Below are 18,612 nucleotides of genomic sequence, written 5' to 3'. Positions count from 1 at the left end.
CATGCCGCTACTGGAACTAGAATTTGCCACCGCCCGACTAGGGCAGCAGTATTTCGGTCCTTTCAATCTCACGATCGGAGTGGGCGAACGGGTCGCCATCCTGGGGCCCAGCGGGGCCGGTAAATCGACCCTGCTGAAACTGATGGCGCGCGAACTGCGCCCCCAGTCTGGCCAGCTGCAATTCGCTGGCCGGCCGCTGGCACAGTGGTCGCTGGGTGAGATGGCCCTGCGCCGCGCTGTCTTGCCGCAAGCGTCGAACGTGGCGTTTGGCTTGCTGTCGGAACTGGTGATCGGCCTGGGCCGCGTGGCGCGCCTGGCCGACCCGCAGTTGGACAACATCGTTGCGCAAGCGGCCGCGCTGGCGCACGCCACGCATCTGCTGGGGCGCACCCTGGACACCATGTCCGGCGGCGAACAGGCAAGGGTGCAGCTGGCGCGCATCTTTGCGCAGATGTGGGATAGCGAGAATGGCTTGATACTGGTCGATGAACCGCTGGCCGCCCTCGACCCCGGCCTGCAATTCGACCTGCTGGAAAGCCTGGACAGTTTTGCCCGTGCGCGTGGCCACGCCGTCATCGCCATCCTGCACGACATCAACCACGCCTTGCTGGGTTTTGACCGCCTGCTGCTGGTGCGCTCGGGCCAGCTGACGGACGATATCGCCAGCGATGCCCAGGCCTTGCCGGCGCTGGAAGAACTGTACGGCATTGCGCTGACGACGGCCACCAATGCCGATGGCGATGTGTGCGTGATTCCGGCACGTGGCGGCAGTGCTAGCAGCGGCTTGCGCAAGCCGCGCCTGTACGCCGCGTCTTGATTGAGCGCCTTAATTTACCACCTCCCATCCGCCGCCCAGTGCCTTGTAGACCGCCACCAGCGATAGCGACGCGGCGGCGCGGCTGTCGACCAGCGCCGCTTCGTTGGCCAGCAGCGCATTTTGCACTTGCAGCACATGCATCAAGTCCACGCTGCCCTGCTGGTATTGCAGCTCGGCGCCCTGCAGCGCGCGGCGGCCCTGGCGCACAGCTTCGTCCAGGCTGGCCTGGCGCCGTTCCTGCGCCTGATAAGCCGACAGCGCATCTTCCACTTCATGCCAGGCGGCCAGCACCGTCTGGCGGTAGGCGATGGCTGCTTCCTGCTGCTGCGCCTCGCGCAGCAGCAAGCTGCCGCGCAGCCGGCCGCCATCGAACAGTGGCAGGCTGAAGCCGGGACCGAAGGCAAAACTTTTGGCGTCCCAGCCGATATCGGATAGCTGCATCGTTTGCAGGCCGACGCTGCCAGACAAGGTGATGCGCGGATAAAAATCGCCTTGCGCCACGCCGATGGCGGCCGTCGCCGCATGCAGCTGCGCTTCGGCGGCGCGGATGTCCGGGCGCCGTTCAGCCAGTTCCCCCGGCACCCCCAGCTGCACCGGCATGGCGACAAACGGAATCTTCCCCGCTGCCGCCAGCTCGGTCTGCAGCGCTTGCGGCGGCAGGGCCAGCAGCAGGCTGATGGCGTTGACCAGGCGCGTTTCATGCTGCTGCAAGGGCGGCAGGCGTGCTTCGATGGTGGCCACGTGGGCGGCAGCTTCGGCGATATCCAGATCCGTGCCCGCACCTAGCTGCCTGCGGATGCGGCTCAGTTCTTGCGTGCGGCGTGCAATCGCCAGCAATCGTTCGGTGATGGCCAGGGTTTGCTGTGCGCCGCGCAGTTCGATATAGTCGCGCGCCGTTTCCGCCATCACGGCCAGCAGCACGCCCCGTTGCTGCTCTTGCGCCACACCGGTGCGCGCATCGGCCGCTTCCACTTCGCGCCGCACGCGGCCCCACAGGTCCAGCTCCCAGCTGGCGTCCAGATTGGTTTGCCACAGATTGTAGGCGGACTGTCCATTCAGGCCAGAGGCATCGATCAAACCTTGCCCGCTGTTGCGCGCGCGGCTGTAAGCGCCATTGGCGCTCAGAGATGGGGCTTGCGCCGCACCCGCCACGCCACGCGCCGCGCGGCTTTGTTCCAGCCGGCTGGCCGCTGCCTGCACGGCCAGGTTGCTGCTGGCGGCGCGCTGAACCAGCGACGACAGCGTGGCGTCGCCAAAGCTGTCCCACCAGCGCTGTTCGGCCGCCGTGGCTTGCAGCGCCGTGAAATGGGGGCCATCGGCTTGCAGCCATTGCGTACCCAATGCTGCTTGCGGGCGCTGGAAGTCGTGACCGACGTTGCCGCAGCCGGCCAGGCCCAGGGTTGTTACGAAGAGTAGGGTGACGGTTTTCATCGTGCGCTCACCTGTAGCTGTTGCAGGGGCATCTGGCGCAGCGAGGTATCGATACTGACATCGGCCGACATGCCTACGCGCAGCCGGTGTTCGCTATCCTGGCCCGGCTCGAGTGCGATCTTTACGGGAATGCGCTGTACCACCCGGGTGAAATTGCCGGTGGCGTTTTCGGGGGCGATGGCGGAAAACGTCACGCCGGTGGCGGGGGCGATGCTGTGCACGCTGCCGCGCAGTGCCAGACCCGGATAGGCGTCGACCGTGATGCTGGCGTGCTGGCCCTGGCGCACATGGGCCAGCTGCGTTTCCTGCAGGTTGGCGACAATAAAGCTACGGTTCAGGGGCACCACGGCCAGCAGGCTGGCCCCCGGATTGACAAGCGCGCCCGCGCGCACGGCGCGGTGGCCCACGATGCCGCCGATGGGCGCCAGCAGCTGCGTGTGCGACAGATCGAGTTCGGCCCGTTGCAGGCTGGCCTGGACGCGCTGCAGCGTAGCTTCAGCCGCTTGCTGCTGCGCTTGCAGGATGTCGGTTTGCTTGCGCGCAGCAGCCAGGGCGGCGCGATGTTGCGCCAGGTGGGCGCGGTTCACGTCAAAGCGCGACTGCGCTTGCTGGGCGTTTTGCACGCTGCCCGCGCCCTGGCCGGCCAGCTGCTGGTAGCGTTCCAGTTCCTGTTTTGCCAGCGCCGCTTCGGCCTGATTGGCCTCGACCTGGGTCGAGGCTTGCTCGATCACCGATTGCTGGCGCTCGCTGGTGGCGCGCGCATTGGCCAGTTGCGCCACGGCGCCCGCCACTTCCGCGCGGGCTGCGGCGACGGCTGCCTGGTAGTCGCGGTCGTCTAGGGTCAGCAACAGCTGGCCTGCCTTGACGGCCTGGTTGTCTTCCACCAGCACTTGCTGCACGATGCCGCCCACCTTGGGCGACACGATGGTGTAGTCGGCGCTGACGAAGGCATCGTTGGTGCTTTGTTCATCGCGGCTGGAAAACAGCCAGTGCCAGGCGCCATAGGCCAGGGCGCAGGCCAGTACAGCCAGGCCGAATAAAAAGGCGCGTGAGCGCAGGATGGGAACGTTCATGGTGGCTCTTTCGTAAAATAAAAATCAGGCTGCCCGCGGCGGGTAGATGCGCGTCGGCAGGATGGGGATGAGCACTATCATGGCCAGCGCGATGGCGGCCACGGTGAGGTACAGGTCGGAAGAGGTCAGGGTGACGACTTGCGCATGCATGCGCTGCGCCATGCCCGTCATGTCTACACCGTCAGGCAAGTTGCCGAGGCGCTCGCTGAGCACAGTCGAATGAAAATGGTTGCGGCGCGTGATCGACGCATCGAGCAAGGCGCCGGCCACGATGGCCGACATGCCCTTGATGGTGTTGAACCACGCCGAGGCGAATGGACCGTCGGCTGGCGCCAGGCCGGTGGTGGCCAGCAACAGCAGCGGAATCACCGCCATGGGCTGGGCAAAAATCTGCAGCGCCTGCAAGGCATAAAAATGATCGCGTATCCAGTCCGGCGACATGCGCGCGCCCAGTAGGCAGGACATCGCCAGCAGGCCCAGGCCGATGGCCAGCACCCAGCGGCAGTCGACGGCGCGCAGATTGCACAGCGCGGCCACCAGCGGCAAGGCCAGCAACTGTGGCAGGGCGACCGTCAGCATCACGGGCGCCGTCTGCAGCGGGCGGTAGCCATGCACCTGTGCCAGGTAGGCGGAGGGGATCATGATCACGGCCAGCAGCACGAACAGCACGCCGCCCAAGGTCAGCAGCGCGTGGCTCAGGTTGCGCCTGGCCAGCAGCTGCAGCTTGAAGAAGGGCAGCGGGTGGGACCATTCGTTGATGAAAAATAGCACCAGCAGCAGGCCGCCGCCACCTGTCAGCAGGCAGATCAAGGGCGAGGCAAACCAGTCCAGCCGTTCGCCCTGCACCAGACCGACTACCAGCATGCTGATGGCGGGCAAGCCCAGCAGCAGGCCGCGCCAGTCGAACTGGCGCAAGCGTTCCAGGCGCAGCGGATCTTGCGGCAAGCCCCAGGACACCATCAGCAGGGCGGCGATGCTGCCCGGGATGACTTGCCAGAAGGCCCATTGCCAGCCCAGGTAGTCGGTCCAGAAGGCGGCCAGCGGCGTGCCCAGGCTGGGGCCGAACGTGGCGCTGAGCGCATAACCGCCCAGGCCATACAGTTTGATATTGGGTGGCAAAAAGCGCAGCGCCACCGTCATCAGCATGGGCGGCAGCGCGCCGCCGGCTGCGCCCTGCACCATGCGCATGGCCAGCAGCACGGGCAGATTGGGCGCGAACGGGCACAGAAAACCCATCAGCATGCAGGTGGCGATGGCGGCCAGGGTCACGCGACGCAGCGAGAAAGTGGCGGCGCACCAGGGCGCGAAAGCCATGGCCGATACCGAGGCGGCCGCGTACAGGGCCACGAGCCAGCTGGCGTCATCGCGCGTGATGCCCATCGCGCCGCGGATATCGGCCAGCGCGATCTTGGTGATGTTTTCATTCAGGCCGGACACCAGCACGGCCAGCAGCACGCCGCACAGGCCGGTGGCCAGGCGCAGGCCGAAGATGGCTTGTTGTGCTGGCGGCGGCGCGGCAGGAGCGGCGCCGGTAGAGCCGGTGGATAAGGCAGGAGACAGGACGGCAGACACAATAACTCCGTGGAGAGGGATCAGTCCACGCAGTATAGGTAGCCGTTAATCTTGTGAAAATTGATAATTCAGGAATGCTCGATTGCGTCTGATGCAATGGTTGTGCTGCTTCAGTTATCGCGGCATACGTCTTTCAGCATGCGCCGCAGCCACTGGTGCGCATGGTCGTTGTCCAGGCGCGGGTGCCAGGCTTGCACGATTTCTACGCTCTCGACGGGCAGCGGCAAATCGAAGGCGCGCAGTTTCAAGCCCAGGCGTTCGACGATGGGCAGCATATGGCGCGGCATCAGTGGCAGGATCAGCCGGGAATCGGCGGCGGCGAAGATGGCCGAGTGAAAATTGGCGGTGATCAGGGAGACGCGGCGCGTATGCCCCCGTTCGGCCAGTGCCGTGTCGAACGGTCCGCGTGCCAGGCCCCGGCGCGAGACGCTGATATGGTCGTAGGCGATAAAGCGGGCCAGGTCGATGGTGCCATCGAAGATCGGGTGGTCATCGCGGGCGATGCCGACAAACGAAGTGCTAAACAGGCTTTGCCGCTTGATGTCGGGCGCGAAGCTGCGCAGGGAACCGATATACAGGTCGATGCGGCCGGCCTGCAGGGCGTCGCCATCGGTGTCGCCATCGCCTTCGGGCACGAAGCGCAGCACCGTGTTGGGCGCGTGGCTGGCCAGCATGTCGCGCAGCTTGCCGCCATAGGCGCCGACAAAGACATCGTTGGCGCGCAGGCTGAAAGTGCGTTCCAGGGTCGCCAGGTCCACTTCGCGGCCCGAGGTGAAAACGGCGTGCGCCTGTTCCACCACACCGCGCACCTGTTCGCGCAATTCCAGCGCGCGCGGGGTCGGCGTCAAGCCTCGCCCCGAGCGCACGAATACCGGGTCGCCGATGGCCTCGCGGATGCGCGCCAGGGTGCGGCTCATGGCGGGTGTACTCAGGTTCATGCGGCGCGCAGCGGCCACGGCGCTGCCTTCCTGCAGCAAGATGTCGAGGGCGATCAGCAGATTCAGGTCGGGGAGTTTCATGCGCCGATTATAGCGCCGGGTGCTGCAGGGGGAGGGCTGCGCCGGAAGGACTCCGGCGCATGGTTATGACTATGCTACGGTATTACTCTGCGCTGCCTTCGGCGCCGCAGCACTTCTTGAACTTCTTGCCGCTGCCGCAAGGGCAGTCGTCGTTGCGGCCCACTTTGGGCTCTTCGCGCTTGATGGTTTGCACGGCCGGTTTGCGGCGTGGCACCCAGAAACGGTGGATGGCGGGCAGGTTGGCTTCCAGTTCCTGGGCCAGCTTGTGCGCCTTGACCGGGTCTTCCACCAGTTGCAGTTCTTCTTCCTCGATCTCGTCGGCGCCCAGCAGATATACCGGCTGCATCAGGTCGCCCACTTCGGAGTCCCAGATTTCATCCCAGGAGCCAGGGCGCAGTTCCATGCCGTCCCAGAAGCCCCAGCACCAGGCTTCGGCGTCGATCAGGGTCTGGCCTGCGTGCTCGTGCTCGACGAACAGCGGTTCGAATTCTTTTGGCGCCACTTCAAACGTCACCAGCACTTCATTCATGAAGCGCATGATCAGGTTGATGATGCGTTCTTCTTCCTTGCCGTTCTTGAATTTCGGCGCATCCTTGATGTCTTCGCCCCAGACGCGCGGCAACCACTCGGCCGGCATGATCGGTTCCGGGCCGATGGCGACGGCCGTCAGATAGCCGTGCAGCATATCCATGGTCATTGCGTCTTCGGAGCAGCGCTCCGACAACAGGAATTGGTCTAGTTCGTCGAATTCTTTTTCTGATAATGGCTGTTCGAGTTGCATGGCTTGCTCTTTGTGTAATGTAAGCCGCTAGTATACGCCTTGCTGCCGGCTGCCGCCGAAGTGTTTGCACACATGCAGCTGCCAGCCCCTTACAATGGCGCTTATGCACAACGAAAACCCGCCGCACGAGGACGCCCGGCCCGTCCATCCCTTTTCTGCACTGAGCCCCGATTGCGTGCTCGACGCCCTGGACAGCATCGGTTTGCGCGGCGATGGCCGATTGCTGGCGCTGAACAGCTATGAAAACCGCGTTTATCAGGTCGGTATCGAGGATAGCGCGCCGCTGGTGGCCAAATTTTACCGCCCCGAGCGCTGGAGCGATGCCGCCATCCTGGAAGAACATGCGTTTGTGTCCGAGCTGGTCGAGCGCGAGATCCCGGTCGTGCCGGCGCTGGCTGTCCATGGGGCTACCCTGCACCAATTCCAGGGTTTTCGTTTTGCCGTGTTTCCCCGCCATGGCGGCCGCGCGCCCGAGCTGGACGACCCGAACACACTGGAATGGATAGGGCGCTTTATCGGCCGCATCCACGCCGTGGGGGCGCTGTCGGCCTACAAGGAGCGCCCGGCGCTCGATCCCACGACTTTTGGCGCCGAGCCGCGCGACTTTTTACTGGCCAACGATTTTATTCCGCCCGAGCTGCTGGCCGCGTATTCCAGCGTGGCGGCGCAGGCGCTCGACGGCGTCAAGCGCTGCTATGACCGCGCCGGCGACACGGCCGTGCTGCGCCTGCACGGCGATTGCCATGGCGGCAACGTGCTGTGGACGGACGCCGGCCCCCATTTCGTCGATTTCGATGATAGCCGCATGGGGCCGGCGATCCAGGATTTATGGATGATGCTGTCGGGCGAGCGGGGCGATATGGTGCGCCAGATGAGCGACATCCTGGCCGGTTATGAAGATTTTTGCGATTTCGACCCGCGCCAGCTCTACCTGGTCGAAGCGCTGCGCACCCTGCGGCTGATCCATTACTCGGCCTGGCTGGCCCGCCGCTGGACCGACCCCGCCTTCCCCGTCGCTTTCCCCTGGTTTAATACGCAGCGTTATTGGCAGGACCGGATTCTGGAGCTGCGTGAACAGGTGGCGTTGATGGACGAAGCGCCCTTATGGCCAATTTAAGCGTGCGATAAAACGCCCATGGCGGCGTTGCATTGCCCTGAGCATTTTCTCGGACGCTTAAAGTACGGTTCAAATTGGGAACAAGGCCGTAAATTGCCTTCTTCTTGGGCTGCTGAATGGCGCATGCCTGCTCGATAATGGCGCTAATAGTTCCATAAAACGATGGAATTGACACGAATAAGCGAGAAATCATGCAAGCACAGCACAACCAGGCCGCCTCCCTCAATAGCGCATATGCCGCCGATGACGAGTTTGACCAGGACAGCATCGTCTCGCTGCATGATTTCAATGAATTGGCTACCGCGGCGCCAGAGGCTAGCCCTGCCGAAGCGCCACAGGCCGTGGCCGAAGTTGAGGCGGAACCGGTCGTCGAGACCAGGGGCGTTCCCGACCGCCAGCAAACGGAATTAAAAGCCATCCACGAAGCCATCGCCCGCGTGGAAGCGGAAGCCAAAGCCACTTGCGCCGCCGAAAGCCGGGCCCTGGCCGAAGCGCGCGTGCGTTCGCTGGCCGAAGACCGCGCCGCCATCGACGCCGCCGCCGCTGCGGCAGCACAGCAAAATGCGCAAGCTGCCGAAGACGCGATTGCCGCCAACCGCGAACGCCTGGAAACCATGCGCGCCGCTGCGCAGGCGAGCGTGGCCCGCCTGGAAGCGGTGAAGCAGGAAACGGAGCAATTGCGCGCCCGCGTGGAAGCGGACAATGAAATCCGCCTGGCTGCCGAACAGCGCGCCCGCGTCGAACAGGAACACCGCAAGCGCGCCAGCGAGCAAATCGCCGTGCAGTCGGAATTGGCCGAGCAGGCCGCGCGCGCCTCCGAAGAATTGCAGGAACAGACGGAGCAGGCTCGCTTGCAGGCTGTTGAACGCGTGGCCGCCGTGCAGGCAGCCAAGGATGAAATGATGGGCATCGCTACGGCCGATGCGCGCATGGCCGTGCTGGCCCGTGAGCGCGAGCGCCATGCGCACGGTGCGCGCCAGACGGCGCAGATGCTGGCCCAGGCCGAAAGCGAAGCGCTGGAATTGACGGTGCAGCGCGAGCGTGCCGACCAGATCGCGCTGGAGTCTGCTTTTAACCGGGCCGCCGCTGAAGTGCGTGCGCTGGAAGAAGCGCGCGCGCTGGCCCACCTGGAACAGGAGCGTGAAGCGATCGCCCTGGCACAGGCGGAGTCCGAGCGCCATGCGGCGCAGTCGCTGCATCTGCGCTTGCAGACCGAAAAAGAATTGCGCGACGCAGCGGTCCACCGCGAACGCCTGGAAATGGTGGCAGCCGCCAGCGCCCAGGCGCGCCGCGATGCCGACCTGCGCATCCTGGCCGCTACCGAAGCGCGCATCGAAGTGGACCGCCAGCTGCGCGCCGTGGCGCTGGCCCGCGTGGCAGCCGAACAGGATGCAGAAGCCGCCGGCCACGCCAAGCTGGAAGCGGAAACGGCTGCCCTGGCGCACACCAAGGAACGTGAAGTGGCCGAGCAAGCGGCTGCTGCCGCCGCTGCCTTGCTGGCGGAAGAAGAACAGCGCGCCGTGTATCTGGCGCAAGAGCGCGTCGAACAGGCAGAAACAAAGCAGGCATTGGCGGCACGCCAGAATGCAGCCGAACAGGAAGCCATTGCCAGCGTCGATGCGCAGCTGGTGACGCAGGCGCAAGTTGCTGCGCTGGCCGAGGAAAAAGCCGCCCAGGCAGCCTTGCTGCAGATGGCCGAACAGCAGCGCGCCGAGGCCGAACAAGCCGCCATCGAGGCATTGCACCGTAAGCTCGATGCCGAAGCGCTGGCCTTGAACGCGGCCCAGGAACGCGCTAGCGCCGAACAGGCGCAAGCCGAACTGCTGCGCGGCCAGCAGGCAGCCGAACTGGCCTTGACGCAAGCGGCCCAGCAGGAAGCGGACGCCATCCGCACCCTGATGGACCAGGCGCTGGTGGAAGGCGAACAGAAGGCTGCCGCCGCGCAAGCGGTACAGGCACAGGCGCGCCTGGCCGTGGAGCTGGGCCAGGTACATGCTGAACGCGCCCGCGTGGAAAGTGAAAAAGCGCAGGCAGCCGAGGCCTTGCTGGCCTCCGAGCGTGACTTTGTCAGCGCCGAGCGCGAATCGCTGGCCTTGATCGCGCAAAAACTGGTGCAGCAGCGCCAGACCAGCGCTGCCGAAGAACGTGCATCGAAAGCCATCGCCAGCCGCCTGGAAGCAGAAAAGCAGGCGACTGCCGCCGCCGAAGAGCGCGCCATGCTGGAACAGCAGGCGCTGGACGCCATGCGCCAGCGCGAACAGCTGGAACTGGATGCGCAGAAGGCTGCCAGCGACAAGGCGCAGGCGCAGCAAGCCTTGCTGGCCAGCGCCCAGGCCCACGCGGCATTGCAGCGCAAGGTGGCTGATACCACGCGCGCCATGGCCGAAGCAAAGCAGCAATTACTGGAACTGGAAATGCAGCGCGCGCAGAAGCAGGAACACGAACTGGCGAGCTTGCGCGTCAGCCTGCAACAGCAGCACCAGCACGGCGAATTTGCCAGCGCGCTGGCCTCGGCCCGCGCCAAGGCTGAACAAGCCAGCTTGAATGATGGTTCGGCGCAGCTGGAGCACGCTGGCGCGGCGGGAGTGTGGCGCGCACGCTAAAAAACAGGCGGGCATAAAAAACGGGGCCAGACTAGTCGTCTGGCCCCGTTTTTTTTTATGCAGGAAGCAGCATCAAGGACTCAGCACCACCTTGTCCGCATAATATTCCGTCTCACCGAAACACTGGGTCGGCACGCCCTTGTGCTGGCTGTAGCTGACGAGAATATGCTTGCCCGCGGCCGCTGACAATTGTTTGGCCACTGCTTCATCGCGCACGCTGAACTGGAATTTTTCCGGGATCGTGCCTGGCAGCGCCGTCAGCAGCAACTCGCCTTCCCAGGTCTTGCAGATCCAGCCCCGTTTGGAAAACTTTTGCAGGTAGCCAGCCCGTTCGCCTTCCGAATACGAAAAGCTGAGCGCCATCCACGTGTACGCAGCCAGCAGCAGAATGCCGGCCACGATGAAGATGACGAAGGCGAATGTGACTTTTTTGGTCGTAGGGGTCATGGTGGGCTTCTCTTAAAATTAGTCTTTTCTGCCGGCTTTCCAGTTCAGGCCGAACTGGTAACGTTCGTCCATCGCCTGATGCGCAGTGATTTTACCTTGGCCGCCGAAGTATTCCACCAATTTCGTCACCTGCAGATTGCCGCCGTGGTTTTCCAGCATGGCGATGGCGCACATGGCGTGCTGGCTATGGCTGTCCAGCCGCACTTCCACCGTGGGCTGGCCAGGGATTTCTATCGTTACCACGCCATCGGTGGCTGCCCAGTTGGGCACGCCCTCGTAGATGAAGGCATACACGAGCACGCGCTTGATCTGGTCGAAATGCGTACCGTTGATGAAGATGTTTTCGCCGTCGCTGGCGCTACCCGTGCGGTCGTCGCCTTCCAGGTGGATGTACGGCGGACGGTCGAAGGCGCCCCAGCTATTGCCCAGCGCCTGCACGGCACTCTTGGCGCCATTCGTCATTTCGAACAGGCAGCCGATATCGAGGTCGATGCCACCGGCCGTTTCGGCCGGCTTGGCGAACAGCTTGCCCAGGAAGCCCGTACTCTGGCTGCCGGTGGCGGCCGGGTTTTGCGGCGTATTCTGGTTCCAGTTCAGGTTGACGCGAATACGGCCATAGCCGCCGCTGTCGCGTTTGTCGAGCGAGATCTTGTCGCCGCGTTTTTCCAGGCGAATTTTCGATAGCGAGATTTTATTGGCGGGCGGCGCCGCTGGCACCGGGATCGGTGCAGGGGCCGGCGTAGCTTGGCTAGCTTCGCTGCCGCCGAAGTGTTTCAGCAACGCTGCCAGGCCGCCTGCAAAACCCTGGCCCACGGCGCCGAAACGCCAGCTGCCGTCGCGGCGGTACAGTTCAGCGATGATGACGGCTTTCTCGTCCTGGAAGTCCTGTCCTGCAAACGCGAAGGTGGCGTTTGAGCCCAGCACCAGGCTGGACGCGCCCAGTGCGCGCATGCTGCCCTGTTCTGTGGCGGCAGTGAAGACCAGCTTGTCGATCGAGGCGGGCAGGCGGGCCAGGTCGATCTGGAATACGGAACGGGGGCCGTTCAAGGCGACCGTCACGGCGTTGTCGGGCGAACTTTTCTGGTTGTAGAAGACCATGTAGCGGTCGTCCGACAGCTTGCCACTGGCATCGACGCCGAAGCAGCTGACATCGACTTCCATCGAGCCGGAAACGATGTCGAGCGTGACGGCGAAGGGGCCGTTCAAGCCCAGGTCAGCCAGTTTGCCTTTTTGTCCGCGTGTGAAATTGGTCATGATCGTGTAGTCCCTTCGTCGCTGGTGAGTTGATGATTAACTTGCTGGGATGGCGCGCTTACGCCATCGTCGGTATGGCGAATACCGAACAACCTCGCCTGTTCGATGATGCGCAGGGCCCAGCTGCTATGGGTCGCCACTTCGCACATCGCATCCTGCATGCGGAAGACGGCCGGGCTGTCCGGGTCGATGATGCGCAGCGCCAGTTCGATATCCGATTGCGAGACCTGGTAATGGCGCTCGATCTGCGGCACCTGCTCCGGGTGGATCGCGGTCTTGGCGATCATGCCGTGCGCCATATCCTGCGCCACCTCGGCGTCCAGCCACTGGCCTTGCGACAAGTGTTCGAAGACGGGCGCCGTCAATTGAAAGCCGTGCGGCTTGAAGATAGTCACGAGGCGGCCGATCACCTGGCCTAGCGGCGTCTGGTAAATCGTGCCGGTGGTGGGGCGGCGCAGTCCCAGCAAGGCCAGCAAGTCGTTGCCGCCGATGCGCAGCGCCAGGATGCGGCGGCGCACCTCGGGTGCGGATAGCGCCATCCTGAACAGCTTCATTTCTTCGTCATCGAACACTTCCACCGTTTCCAGGGTCGGCATCAGCGAATGATGTGTGTGGCGTACCAGCTCGAAATAGGCGGCAAAGTTGTGGCGCGTGGATTTGGGCAGCACGAAGCCACTCAGTTTATCCGCACCGGGCATGCCCAGCACGCGCGCCAGCACTTCCACGTTACGCACGCGCACGAAGCGCAGGGTATCGGACTCGTCGCGCATATTTTGCAGCGCCAGCGACAGGTTGAACAGCGCGTAGCTCAGATCGCGTTCGGCGATGGCGTCTTCCGTGCAAAAGATCACCGAGCGCAGATGACCGAGTTTGTCGCCGTTGGCGATCGCCAGCAAATCCTTATGCGTGGTCGGCACATACATGGAGGCGCCCAGCGCTGCCTTGTGTTCATTTTGCGGGTGGATGCTGTTATCCATCGACGGCACTCCTGATCAGGGCGACGGCCTGGTAAGGCAGCGCCGGTTCTACGCTGACGGGGATGTTTTTTTCCTGTGCCAGCAGCAGCAAATGCGCCACGTCCGGCGCTGTGGTGTCGCGCACGATCAGGCGCTCGGGCACGCGGCGCAGCAGCACGCGCGTCGCTTCGCCGATGCCGGGCTTGATCAGGTTAATGTCTTCGACGCCGTAGTCGCGCTGCGCCTGCGCCATATAGGCTTGCGAGCGGGCTGCCATGGCGTCGCTATCGACTGCTTTTGCCGGCGGTACGCCATCGCTTGCGGCCAGCGCCAGGGCATCGGCCACCAGGCCATCGGCGAAGGCGCGCGACTGGTCGTGCGCTTCGAACTGTTCGTAATAAACGCAGCCATGGAAGTCATCTGCGCCGATTTGCGCATTGAGCACCGAGCGGCTGACCAGGCCTGACACGGTGGCGTTCAGTATGCTCGACGGTATCAGATAGTCGCTGGACGAGGCGGCGCAGGTAGCTGTGCCGGCCAGGTCGGACAGGACGAACAGGCCGCCGTCGATTGCCGTGCCGTGCTGCGCATTGTAGTCGTGCACGGCCTGGCGCAGTTCGCGCGAAATCACGCCCTTGCCAGTCCAGCCATCGACAAACACGATAGCTTCCGGCGCGTGGCCCTGCGCCAGTATGTGTTGGATGGCGTTGGCGTCGATGCCGCGGTCGCGGATGATGGAAACCGAATAATGGCAACACTCGCGCTGGAATACCTGGCGCAATACGTGACCCAGAATCACGCCCACGGGCGTACCCGCGCGCGCCAGCGACACCAGCGTGACGGGGCCGCTGCGGCGTGCCGCGATCAGGGCGGCCAGGCGCAGGCAGTCGCGCGCCATCTGCAATCGGTTGGCGGCAAATGCGCTCTGGAACAGGGCCAGGTAGGCGGGCGAGGGCAGGGACTCTGGCGACAGCATTTCGCTGTAATGGCGCTGGCCCGACTGGATCAGCCGCTCTTTTTCGGCCAGGTCCAGGATCGGTTCCAGCGCCATCGGCGTGAGCAAAAATTCCACGTCATCCTGGCGGTAGCTGCCGCTGAAATGCAAGGTTGTCATAGCGCCGCCACCGTGAGTGCAGCCAGCTGCGTGCCATTGGGAACGATGGCGTAATCGCATTCGGCCATGAAGCGGGCGTCCGAGCGGCTGTCGCCCATGCCAAAGCTCAAAATGGGACCGTGTTCTGCTTCCAGTTCTGCCCGCAGGTAAGCGACGGCGCGCGCCTTGTTTAGAGTTTTGGGCAGCACGGCCAGGTTGTTGCCGTTACGGTGGATAAAGTAATCCTTGCCATCTGTGGCGATCCACTCCTGCAGCACTTGCTGTTCAATTTCGGCCAGCCGTTCGCCACGCGCCTCGTGGTCCTTGACGACGATGTAGAACGGTGTGCCATAGTCTTCGATCAGACGTGCGCGCGAAGGCAACCCTGCCTTGGCCTGGAAGTCGTCGATGATGCGCATGGCCTCTGTCAGGCCCGGCAAGGCCGTCTGCATGTCTTCCTGCATCAGTGCCAGCCAGCCCGCATCGAGCGCGCCACCCGGCTGCAGCACGATGCCGCCGTAATCGAGCACGCTGTAGCTGGTGAATGGCAGGTCGACCCGGCGAAACGCGTCGCCATTGCGTGCCGTGGCGGGGATCAGGGTCATGCCGCTTTGGGCAAATTCAAAGAAGGCGCGCTGGCGCGCTGTGGTAAACGAGCAGGCATCGCCGTTTTTCAGGTAGGCAGCCGGCTGCAAATCGACTTCACCCACGCATTTTTTTGGCGTCTGGAACAGGGTATCGTCCAGGTCAACAAACAGGAATTTCTTCAATTTTGGTCTCTGACTGAAAGTGGAACAGGCGGCCGTTCAATTGGCCGGCGAGTTGCATGAGGGCCGGGCTGGCCGGCGTTTCATGGCAGATCAAGACGTGCTGGTACTGGCCCGGTGCGACGTTGTACAGATAGTTGGCGATGCCTTCGCCGTAATTGTCGTCGCACGATACGATATAGCCGACGGAACCCCACGACAAAATAGGGGAGCGCGTGGTCGATTGCACCACCACGCTCTTGCCCAGCGCTTCGAGTTCGCGCGCCAGCAAGAACGAGGGGTGCATGAATTCGCCCGTGCCCAGCACCAGTACCGTGTCGCCGGTGGCGATTTCCTGCGCCAGTTGCACGGCCAGGCCCTGTGGCGGTGTCAAGGCGCGGCCCACGCCGATGCGTCCAAAGGCAGGGCTGGCGCCCCGTTCCTGTTCCGCTTCGAAGCGTTGCGCCGGTGCGGCCGATGGCGCAGGCACGGCGCCCACCTGGAACGCATACTGGCCCGACAAGGCGGCGCCTATGCTGGTGGGCAGGCCGAAGCGTTCGCTCAGTCCCGCGTTGGCATCCTTGCCCATGAAATTGGTGATCACGCCCAGGTGCAGTTTTTCCAGTTGCGGATAGCGCGCGCGGCACACTGTCACCAGGTTGGCGAAGGTGTTGCCGGTCGATGCTTCATCGTCGATCAGCACCAGGCTGCGCGCGGTGGAAAACAGCAGGCTGGCGGCGTCCGACAGGTGCAGGAACTGGCGCGGCGCGTGGCTGTGCGATTCCTCGAATTCAAAGAAGGGTACGCTGCCGACCCGATAGCGCGAGCTGTGCAAAAACAAGGCCTTACCCGTGGGGTTAGCGCGCAACCACGCTTCGAACACGCCCTGGCCCAGGCCCACGGCCGTTTCGGCCATGGCGATAAAGACCACGGGGCCCGGCAGGCTCGGTGGAATCTGCGCCGCCAGGTCGTCGTGGATGGCTTCCATGGCGCGTGGCGTGACGGGCCAGTGTTTGCCCAGCACCTTGGACAGAAACAGGAAACCGCGCTTGGCGTTGGCGCGCGCGGCAAAGCCGACCAGCCAGTCCAGCGGAAAGCGCGCATCGTCCACTTTCAAGGTCAGTTCGCCCGTGGGCATCTGTTTTTTGACGATATTCATGGCAGCTCCACGGCGTGCGCCGTCTCGGCCACGCGCATGCCCTCGCGCACGGGCGGCACGGTGAGCTTGTCATAGCCCTGGTCGAAACCGGCCAGCGCCAGGTAGGGCAGGTTGGGGCCGGCGGCGCAAGCCATGCCGATGCCGCCCGACATGCGCGGATTGATTTCCAGCAGCGCCAGGCCGTTTGCCCCCTCGCGGAACTGGATATTGAACACGCCGTTCAGCTGATAGTCGCGCGCCAGTTTTGTACAGGCTGCCAGCAAATCTTTCCGCAGTTCTATCAGCTGGCCACTGCCTGCCGCATGCAGTTTCTTGCGCGGGATGGCGCATACCAGGCGGCCCTGATCGGCCACGCAGTCGGCACTGTATTCATGGCCGTCAAGGTATTCCATCAGCAGCAAGGTTTTGAAGGTTTGCATTTGCGCCAGGCCGCTGCGCAGTTCTTGCGCATTGATCTGGTAGGCGGCGCCAGCCAGCAGCAGCTGGGCGCTGGAGCGTACTTCATCGAGCACGGCAAAACCCAGGCCATACACGGATTCGGATGGCTTGATGCACAGGGTGCGGTGCAGCGGGCGCAGCTCGGCGTAGGCGGCGTCGTATTCGGCGATGGTGTTCACGGCGCGGTAGTCGGCCGGGCGCGCCATCGGTAAATCGAGGCCGTCGCAAAAGCGTGCCTTGTCATGCATCAGGGCCAGCACTTCTTCGCTGGCGACGCTGAGCAGACGCACGCCGATCGCGGCAAAGCGCGCGCTGGCGCTGGCGATGCGTCCCGCTTCCTTGCCAGGCCAGAAAATCGTGATCTCGCGCGTGCGGCAAAAGTCCAGACACCATTCCACATAGGCTACACCCGTCAGGCCGGCTGGTTCGACGGCGTATTCGTGGGCTTCCAGGAAGGCGGCTGCATGCGCATTGGTATTGCTGCAAACGAGGTGATAGCGGGGCTTGCCATTCGTCGCAAGCAGGTCAGCCTCGCGTATCAGCCGCATGGCCGTGGCGACCGAGGAAAACGTTTTGTTGAACCAGACTCTGTGCATGTACGGGAAACCGGGTGAAAAGAGAAAAGCCGCGCACAGCATGTCTGTGCGCGGAAGGAGGAGGTGATCGCAGCGGTGGCAGGTTTAGCTGGCTTTGCCGCCCGACGCCGTCCATTTCAAAAAGGCGTCGCGGTTGCGCGAGCAGACGTAGACTTTGCCCGAGCCGGAAAAGCGCAGCACGATGCCTTCGCCGCTGGTCACGCTGTTGACGATATTGCCGAGGAAGCCGCCGATGCCGCCCGAGCCGCTGGTGGTGACGGAAACTTCATATTTCAGGGTGCTGTCCCAGCACACCACGTGGGAATTGTCGATCACGACATCCTTGCCCGGCTCGACGTCGAGCTGGAACATGGAGCCGAAGCCCGATACCACGACCTGGCCCGTGCCCGAGGTTTCCATCACGAAGAAGCCGCCCGATTGGGCGAACAAAGCATTGCCCAGGCTTTGCGTGCGCACCTTCATTTCCGTGCCCGAAGTGGCGGCGACAAACGCGCCATCATTGAGCAGATACTGGCGCGCGCCCACGTCGACCACTTCGATGGCGCCGGGCAGGGTAGGCGAGAGCAGGCAATCGCCGTTGCCGCGCACCGCTTCGATATGCTGCTGGAAGAACGATTCGCCATTGGCAAAGCGGCGCATGATGGCGCTGCCCAGGCCACCGGTCATCTTGCCCTTCAGGTCAAGCGCCGTTTCCATCATCACCATCGCATCCGATTCGCAATAAATGGTCTCGCCCTGTTTCAGGCTGACGTGCAAAAAGGGATCGACGTCACCCGTGACACTAAATACTGGCATGGTAATCTCCAAAAAAAAGCCGCCTGAACTCTGTGCAGGCGGCGGTATAGATACTAGCGCAAGTCACCTCAGAAAACCGTAGCGAGCAAGCTCAATGTCGGGTTGAGTAGCGCAGTAGGTTTAATGAGCGTGACTTTTAAGCATTCACGCCAAACGAGCGGGCGAGGGGGCCCAGGCCGCCGTTGAAACCCTGGCCGATCGCCTTGAATTTCCATTCGCCGCTGTAGCGGTAGATTTCGCCAAAGATCATCGCCGTTTCGGTCGAGCTGTCTTCGGACAGGTCGTAGCGGGCGATCTCGCGTTCGCCTTCCGCGTTCAGGCAGCGGATGTAGGCCTTCGAGACCATGCCGAAATTCTGGCGGCGCGCGTCGGCGTCGTGGATGGTGACGGTGATGCTGATGCGGTCGATGTCGGCTGGCACGCGCGACAGGTCGATTTCGATACGCTCATCGTCGCCTTCGCCTTCGCCGGTCTGGTTGTCGCCCGTGTGGACGATGGAACCGTCGGTCGATTTCAGGTTGTTGTAGAAGATGAAGTCGGAGTCGCCACGGACCTTGCCGTCGCTTTTCAGGAGGAAGGCGCTGCCGTCAAGGTCGAAGGTGGCGCCGTCGGTCGAACGCGGATCCCAGCCCAGGCCGATGATGATCTTGCGCAGATTCGGTGCTTCCTTGCTCAGGTTGACGTTGCCGCCTTTTTGCAAACTGATTGCCATGTC

General features: G+C 63.5%; 17 protein-coding genes. 3 read left to right on the top strand and 14 right to left on the bottom strand.

Translation table 11 applies throughout. The features are described from left to right. Position 1: 1 nt before the first annotated feature. Entirely contained in the window at positions 2-817 is an 816-nt protein-coding gene (locus HDE75_RS16255) for an ATP-binding cassette domain-containing protein (RefSeq protein ID WP_221291875.1), read from the top strand. A gap of 9 nt (positions 818-826) precedes the next feature. Here the strand turns inward: HDE75_RS16255 and HDE75_RS16250 are convergent, their stop codons facing one another. The 5 genes from HDE75_RS16250 to HDE75_RS16230 all read right to left on the bottom strand — a co-directional run bounded on the left by HDE75_RS16250 (position 827) and on the right by HDE75_RS16230 (position 6,693). Then, positions 827-2,248, bottom strand: a complete 1,422-nt coding sequence (locus tag HDE75_RS16250) for an efflux transporter outer membrane subunit (protein WP_183676717.1) — start codon at positions 2,246-2,248, stop codon at positions 827-829. Beyond that, positions 2,245-3,321: an HlyD family secretion protein gene (locus HDE75_RS16245; protein ID WP_221291874.1), complete on the bottom strand. Its 1,077-nt coding sequence runs from the start codon at positions 3,319-3,321 to the stop codon at positions 2,245-2,247. The genes HDE75_RS16250 and HDE75_RS16245 overlap by 4 nt, the downstream gene beginning before the upstream one ends. Positions 3,322-3,345: 24 nt before the next feature. After that, positions 3,346-4,893: an MFS transporter gene (locus HDE75_RS16240; protein ID WP_183676718.1), complete on the bottom strand. Its 1,548-nt coding sequence runs from the start codon at positions 4,891-4,893 to the stop codon at positions 3,346-3,348. Between the two features lie 110 nt (positions 4,894-5,003). Then, positions 5,004-5,912, bottom strand: a complete 909-nt coding sequence (locus HDE75_RS16235; RefSeq protein ID WP_183676719.1) for a LysR family transcriptional regulator — start codon at positions 5,910-5,912, stop codon at positions 5,004-5,006. A gap of 82 nt (positions 5,913-5,994) precedes the next feature. Continuing rightward, positions 5,995-6,693 (bottom strand): UPF0149 family protein, encoded by a 699-nt coding sequence (locus tag HDE75_RS16230; RefSeq protein ID WP_183676720.1) that lies wholly within the window; start codon positions 6,691-6,693, stop codon positions 5,995-5,997. 103 nt (positions 6,694-6,796) lie between these two features. On the opposite strand from HDE75_RS16230, the gene HDE75_RS16225 reads away from it, so the two are divergent. Together HDE75_RS16225 and HDE75_RS16220 are read left to right on the top strand one after the other, a co-directional pair. Continuing rightward, positions 6,797-7,810 (top strand): serine/threonine protein kinase, encoded by a 1,014-nt coding sequence (locus HDE75_RS16225; protein WP_183676721.1) that lies wholly within the window; start codon positions 6,797-6,799, stop codon positions 7,808-7,810. Between the two features lie 191 nt (positions 7,811-8,001). Next, positions 8,002-10,413: a coiled-coil domain-containing protein gene (locus HDE75_RS16220; protein ID WP_221291873.1), complete on the top strand. Its 2,412-nt coding sequence runs from the start codon at positions 8,002-8,004 to the stop codon at positions 10,411-10,413. Between the two features lie 72 nt (positions 10,414-10,485). Here HDE75_RS16220 and HDE75_RS16215 read toward each other — a convergent pair whose 3' ends face one another. The 9 genes from HDE75_RS16215 to HDE75_RS16175 form a co-directional block, all read right to left on the bottom strand. Then, a complete protein-coding gene (locus tag HDE75_RS16215) occupies positions 10,486-10,860 on the bottom strand; it encodes a hypothetical protein (RefSeq protein WP_183676722.1) in 375 nt (124 codons plus the stop codon). Positions 10,861-10,878: 18 nt separating this feature from the next. After that, positions 10,879-12,114 (bottom strand): TerD family protein, encoded by a 1,236-nt coding sequence (locus HDE75_RS16210; protein ID WP_183676723.1) that lies wholly within the window; start codon positions 12,112-12,114, stop codon positions 10,879-10,881. Continuing rightward, positions 12,111-13,091, bottom strand: a complete 981-nt coding sequence (locus HDE75_RS16205) for an HpcH/HpaI aldolase/citrate lyase family protein (RefSeq protein ID WP_183676724.1) — start codon at positions 13,089-13,091, stop codon at positions 12,111-12,113. Before HDE75_RS16205 ends, HDE75_RS16210 begins: the two co-directional genes overlap by 4 nt. Next, positions 13,084-14,184, bottom strand: coding sequence for a cysteine protease StiP family protein (locus HDE75_RS16200; RefSeq protein ID WP_183676725.1), 1,101 nt, complete (start codon positions 14,182-14,184; stop codon positions 13,084-13,086). Before HDE75_RS16200 ends, HDE75_RS16205 begins: the two co-directional genes overlap by 8 nt. Continuing rightward, entirely contained in the window at positions 14,181-14,933 is a 753-nt protein-coding gene (locus HDE75_RS16195) for an HAD family hydrolase (protein ID WP_183676726.1), read from the bottom strand. The genes HDE75_RS16200 and HDE75_RS16195 overlap by 4 nt, the downstream gene beginning before the upstream one ends. Further along, entirely contained in the window at positions 14,911-16,068 is a 1,158-nt protein-coding gene (locus HDE75_RS16190; RefSeq protein WP_183676727.1) for a phosphoribosyltransferase domain-containing protein, read from the bottom strand. The genes HDE75_RS16195 and HDE75_RS16190 overlap by 23 nt, the downstream gene beginning before the upstream one ends. Next, positions 16,065-17,102, bottom strand: a complete 1,038-nt coding sequence (locus tag HDE75_RS16185; protein WP_183676728.1) for an ATP-grasp domain-containing protein — start codon at positions 17,100-17,102, stop codon at positions 16,065-16,067. The genes HDE75_RS16190 and HDE75_RS16185 overlap by 4 nt, the downstream gene beginning before the upstream one ends. A gap of 84 nt (positions 17,103-17,186) precedes the next feature. Continuing rightward, positions 17,187-17,897 (bottom strand): TIGR00266 family protein, encoded by a 711-nt coding sequence (locus HDE75_RS16180; protein ID WP_183676729.1) that lies wholly within the window; start codon positions 17,895-17,897, stop codon positions 17,187-17,189. Between the two features lie 136 nt (positions 17,898-18,033). Next, complete coding sequence (locus HDE75_RS16175; protein ID WP_183676730.1) at positions 18,034-18,609, bottom strand: TerD family protein; 576 nt, start codon at positions 18,607-18,609, stop codon at positions 18,034-18,036. Between the last annotated feature and the right edge of the window lie 3 nt (positions 18,610-18,612).

The organism is Janthinobacterium silvisoli (assembly GCF_014200725.1).
GTDB lineage: Bacteria > Pseudomonadota > Gammaproteobacteria > Burkholderiales > Burkholderiaceae_D > Janthinobacterium.
Note: the sequence above shows the minus strand (reverse complement) of the source record. Positions and strands in the feature narration are given on the sequence as shown.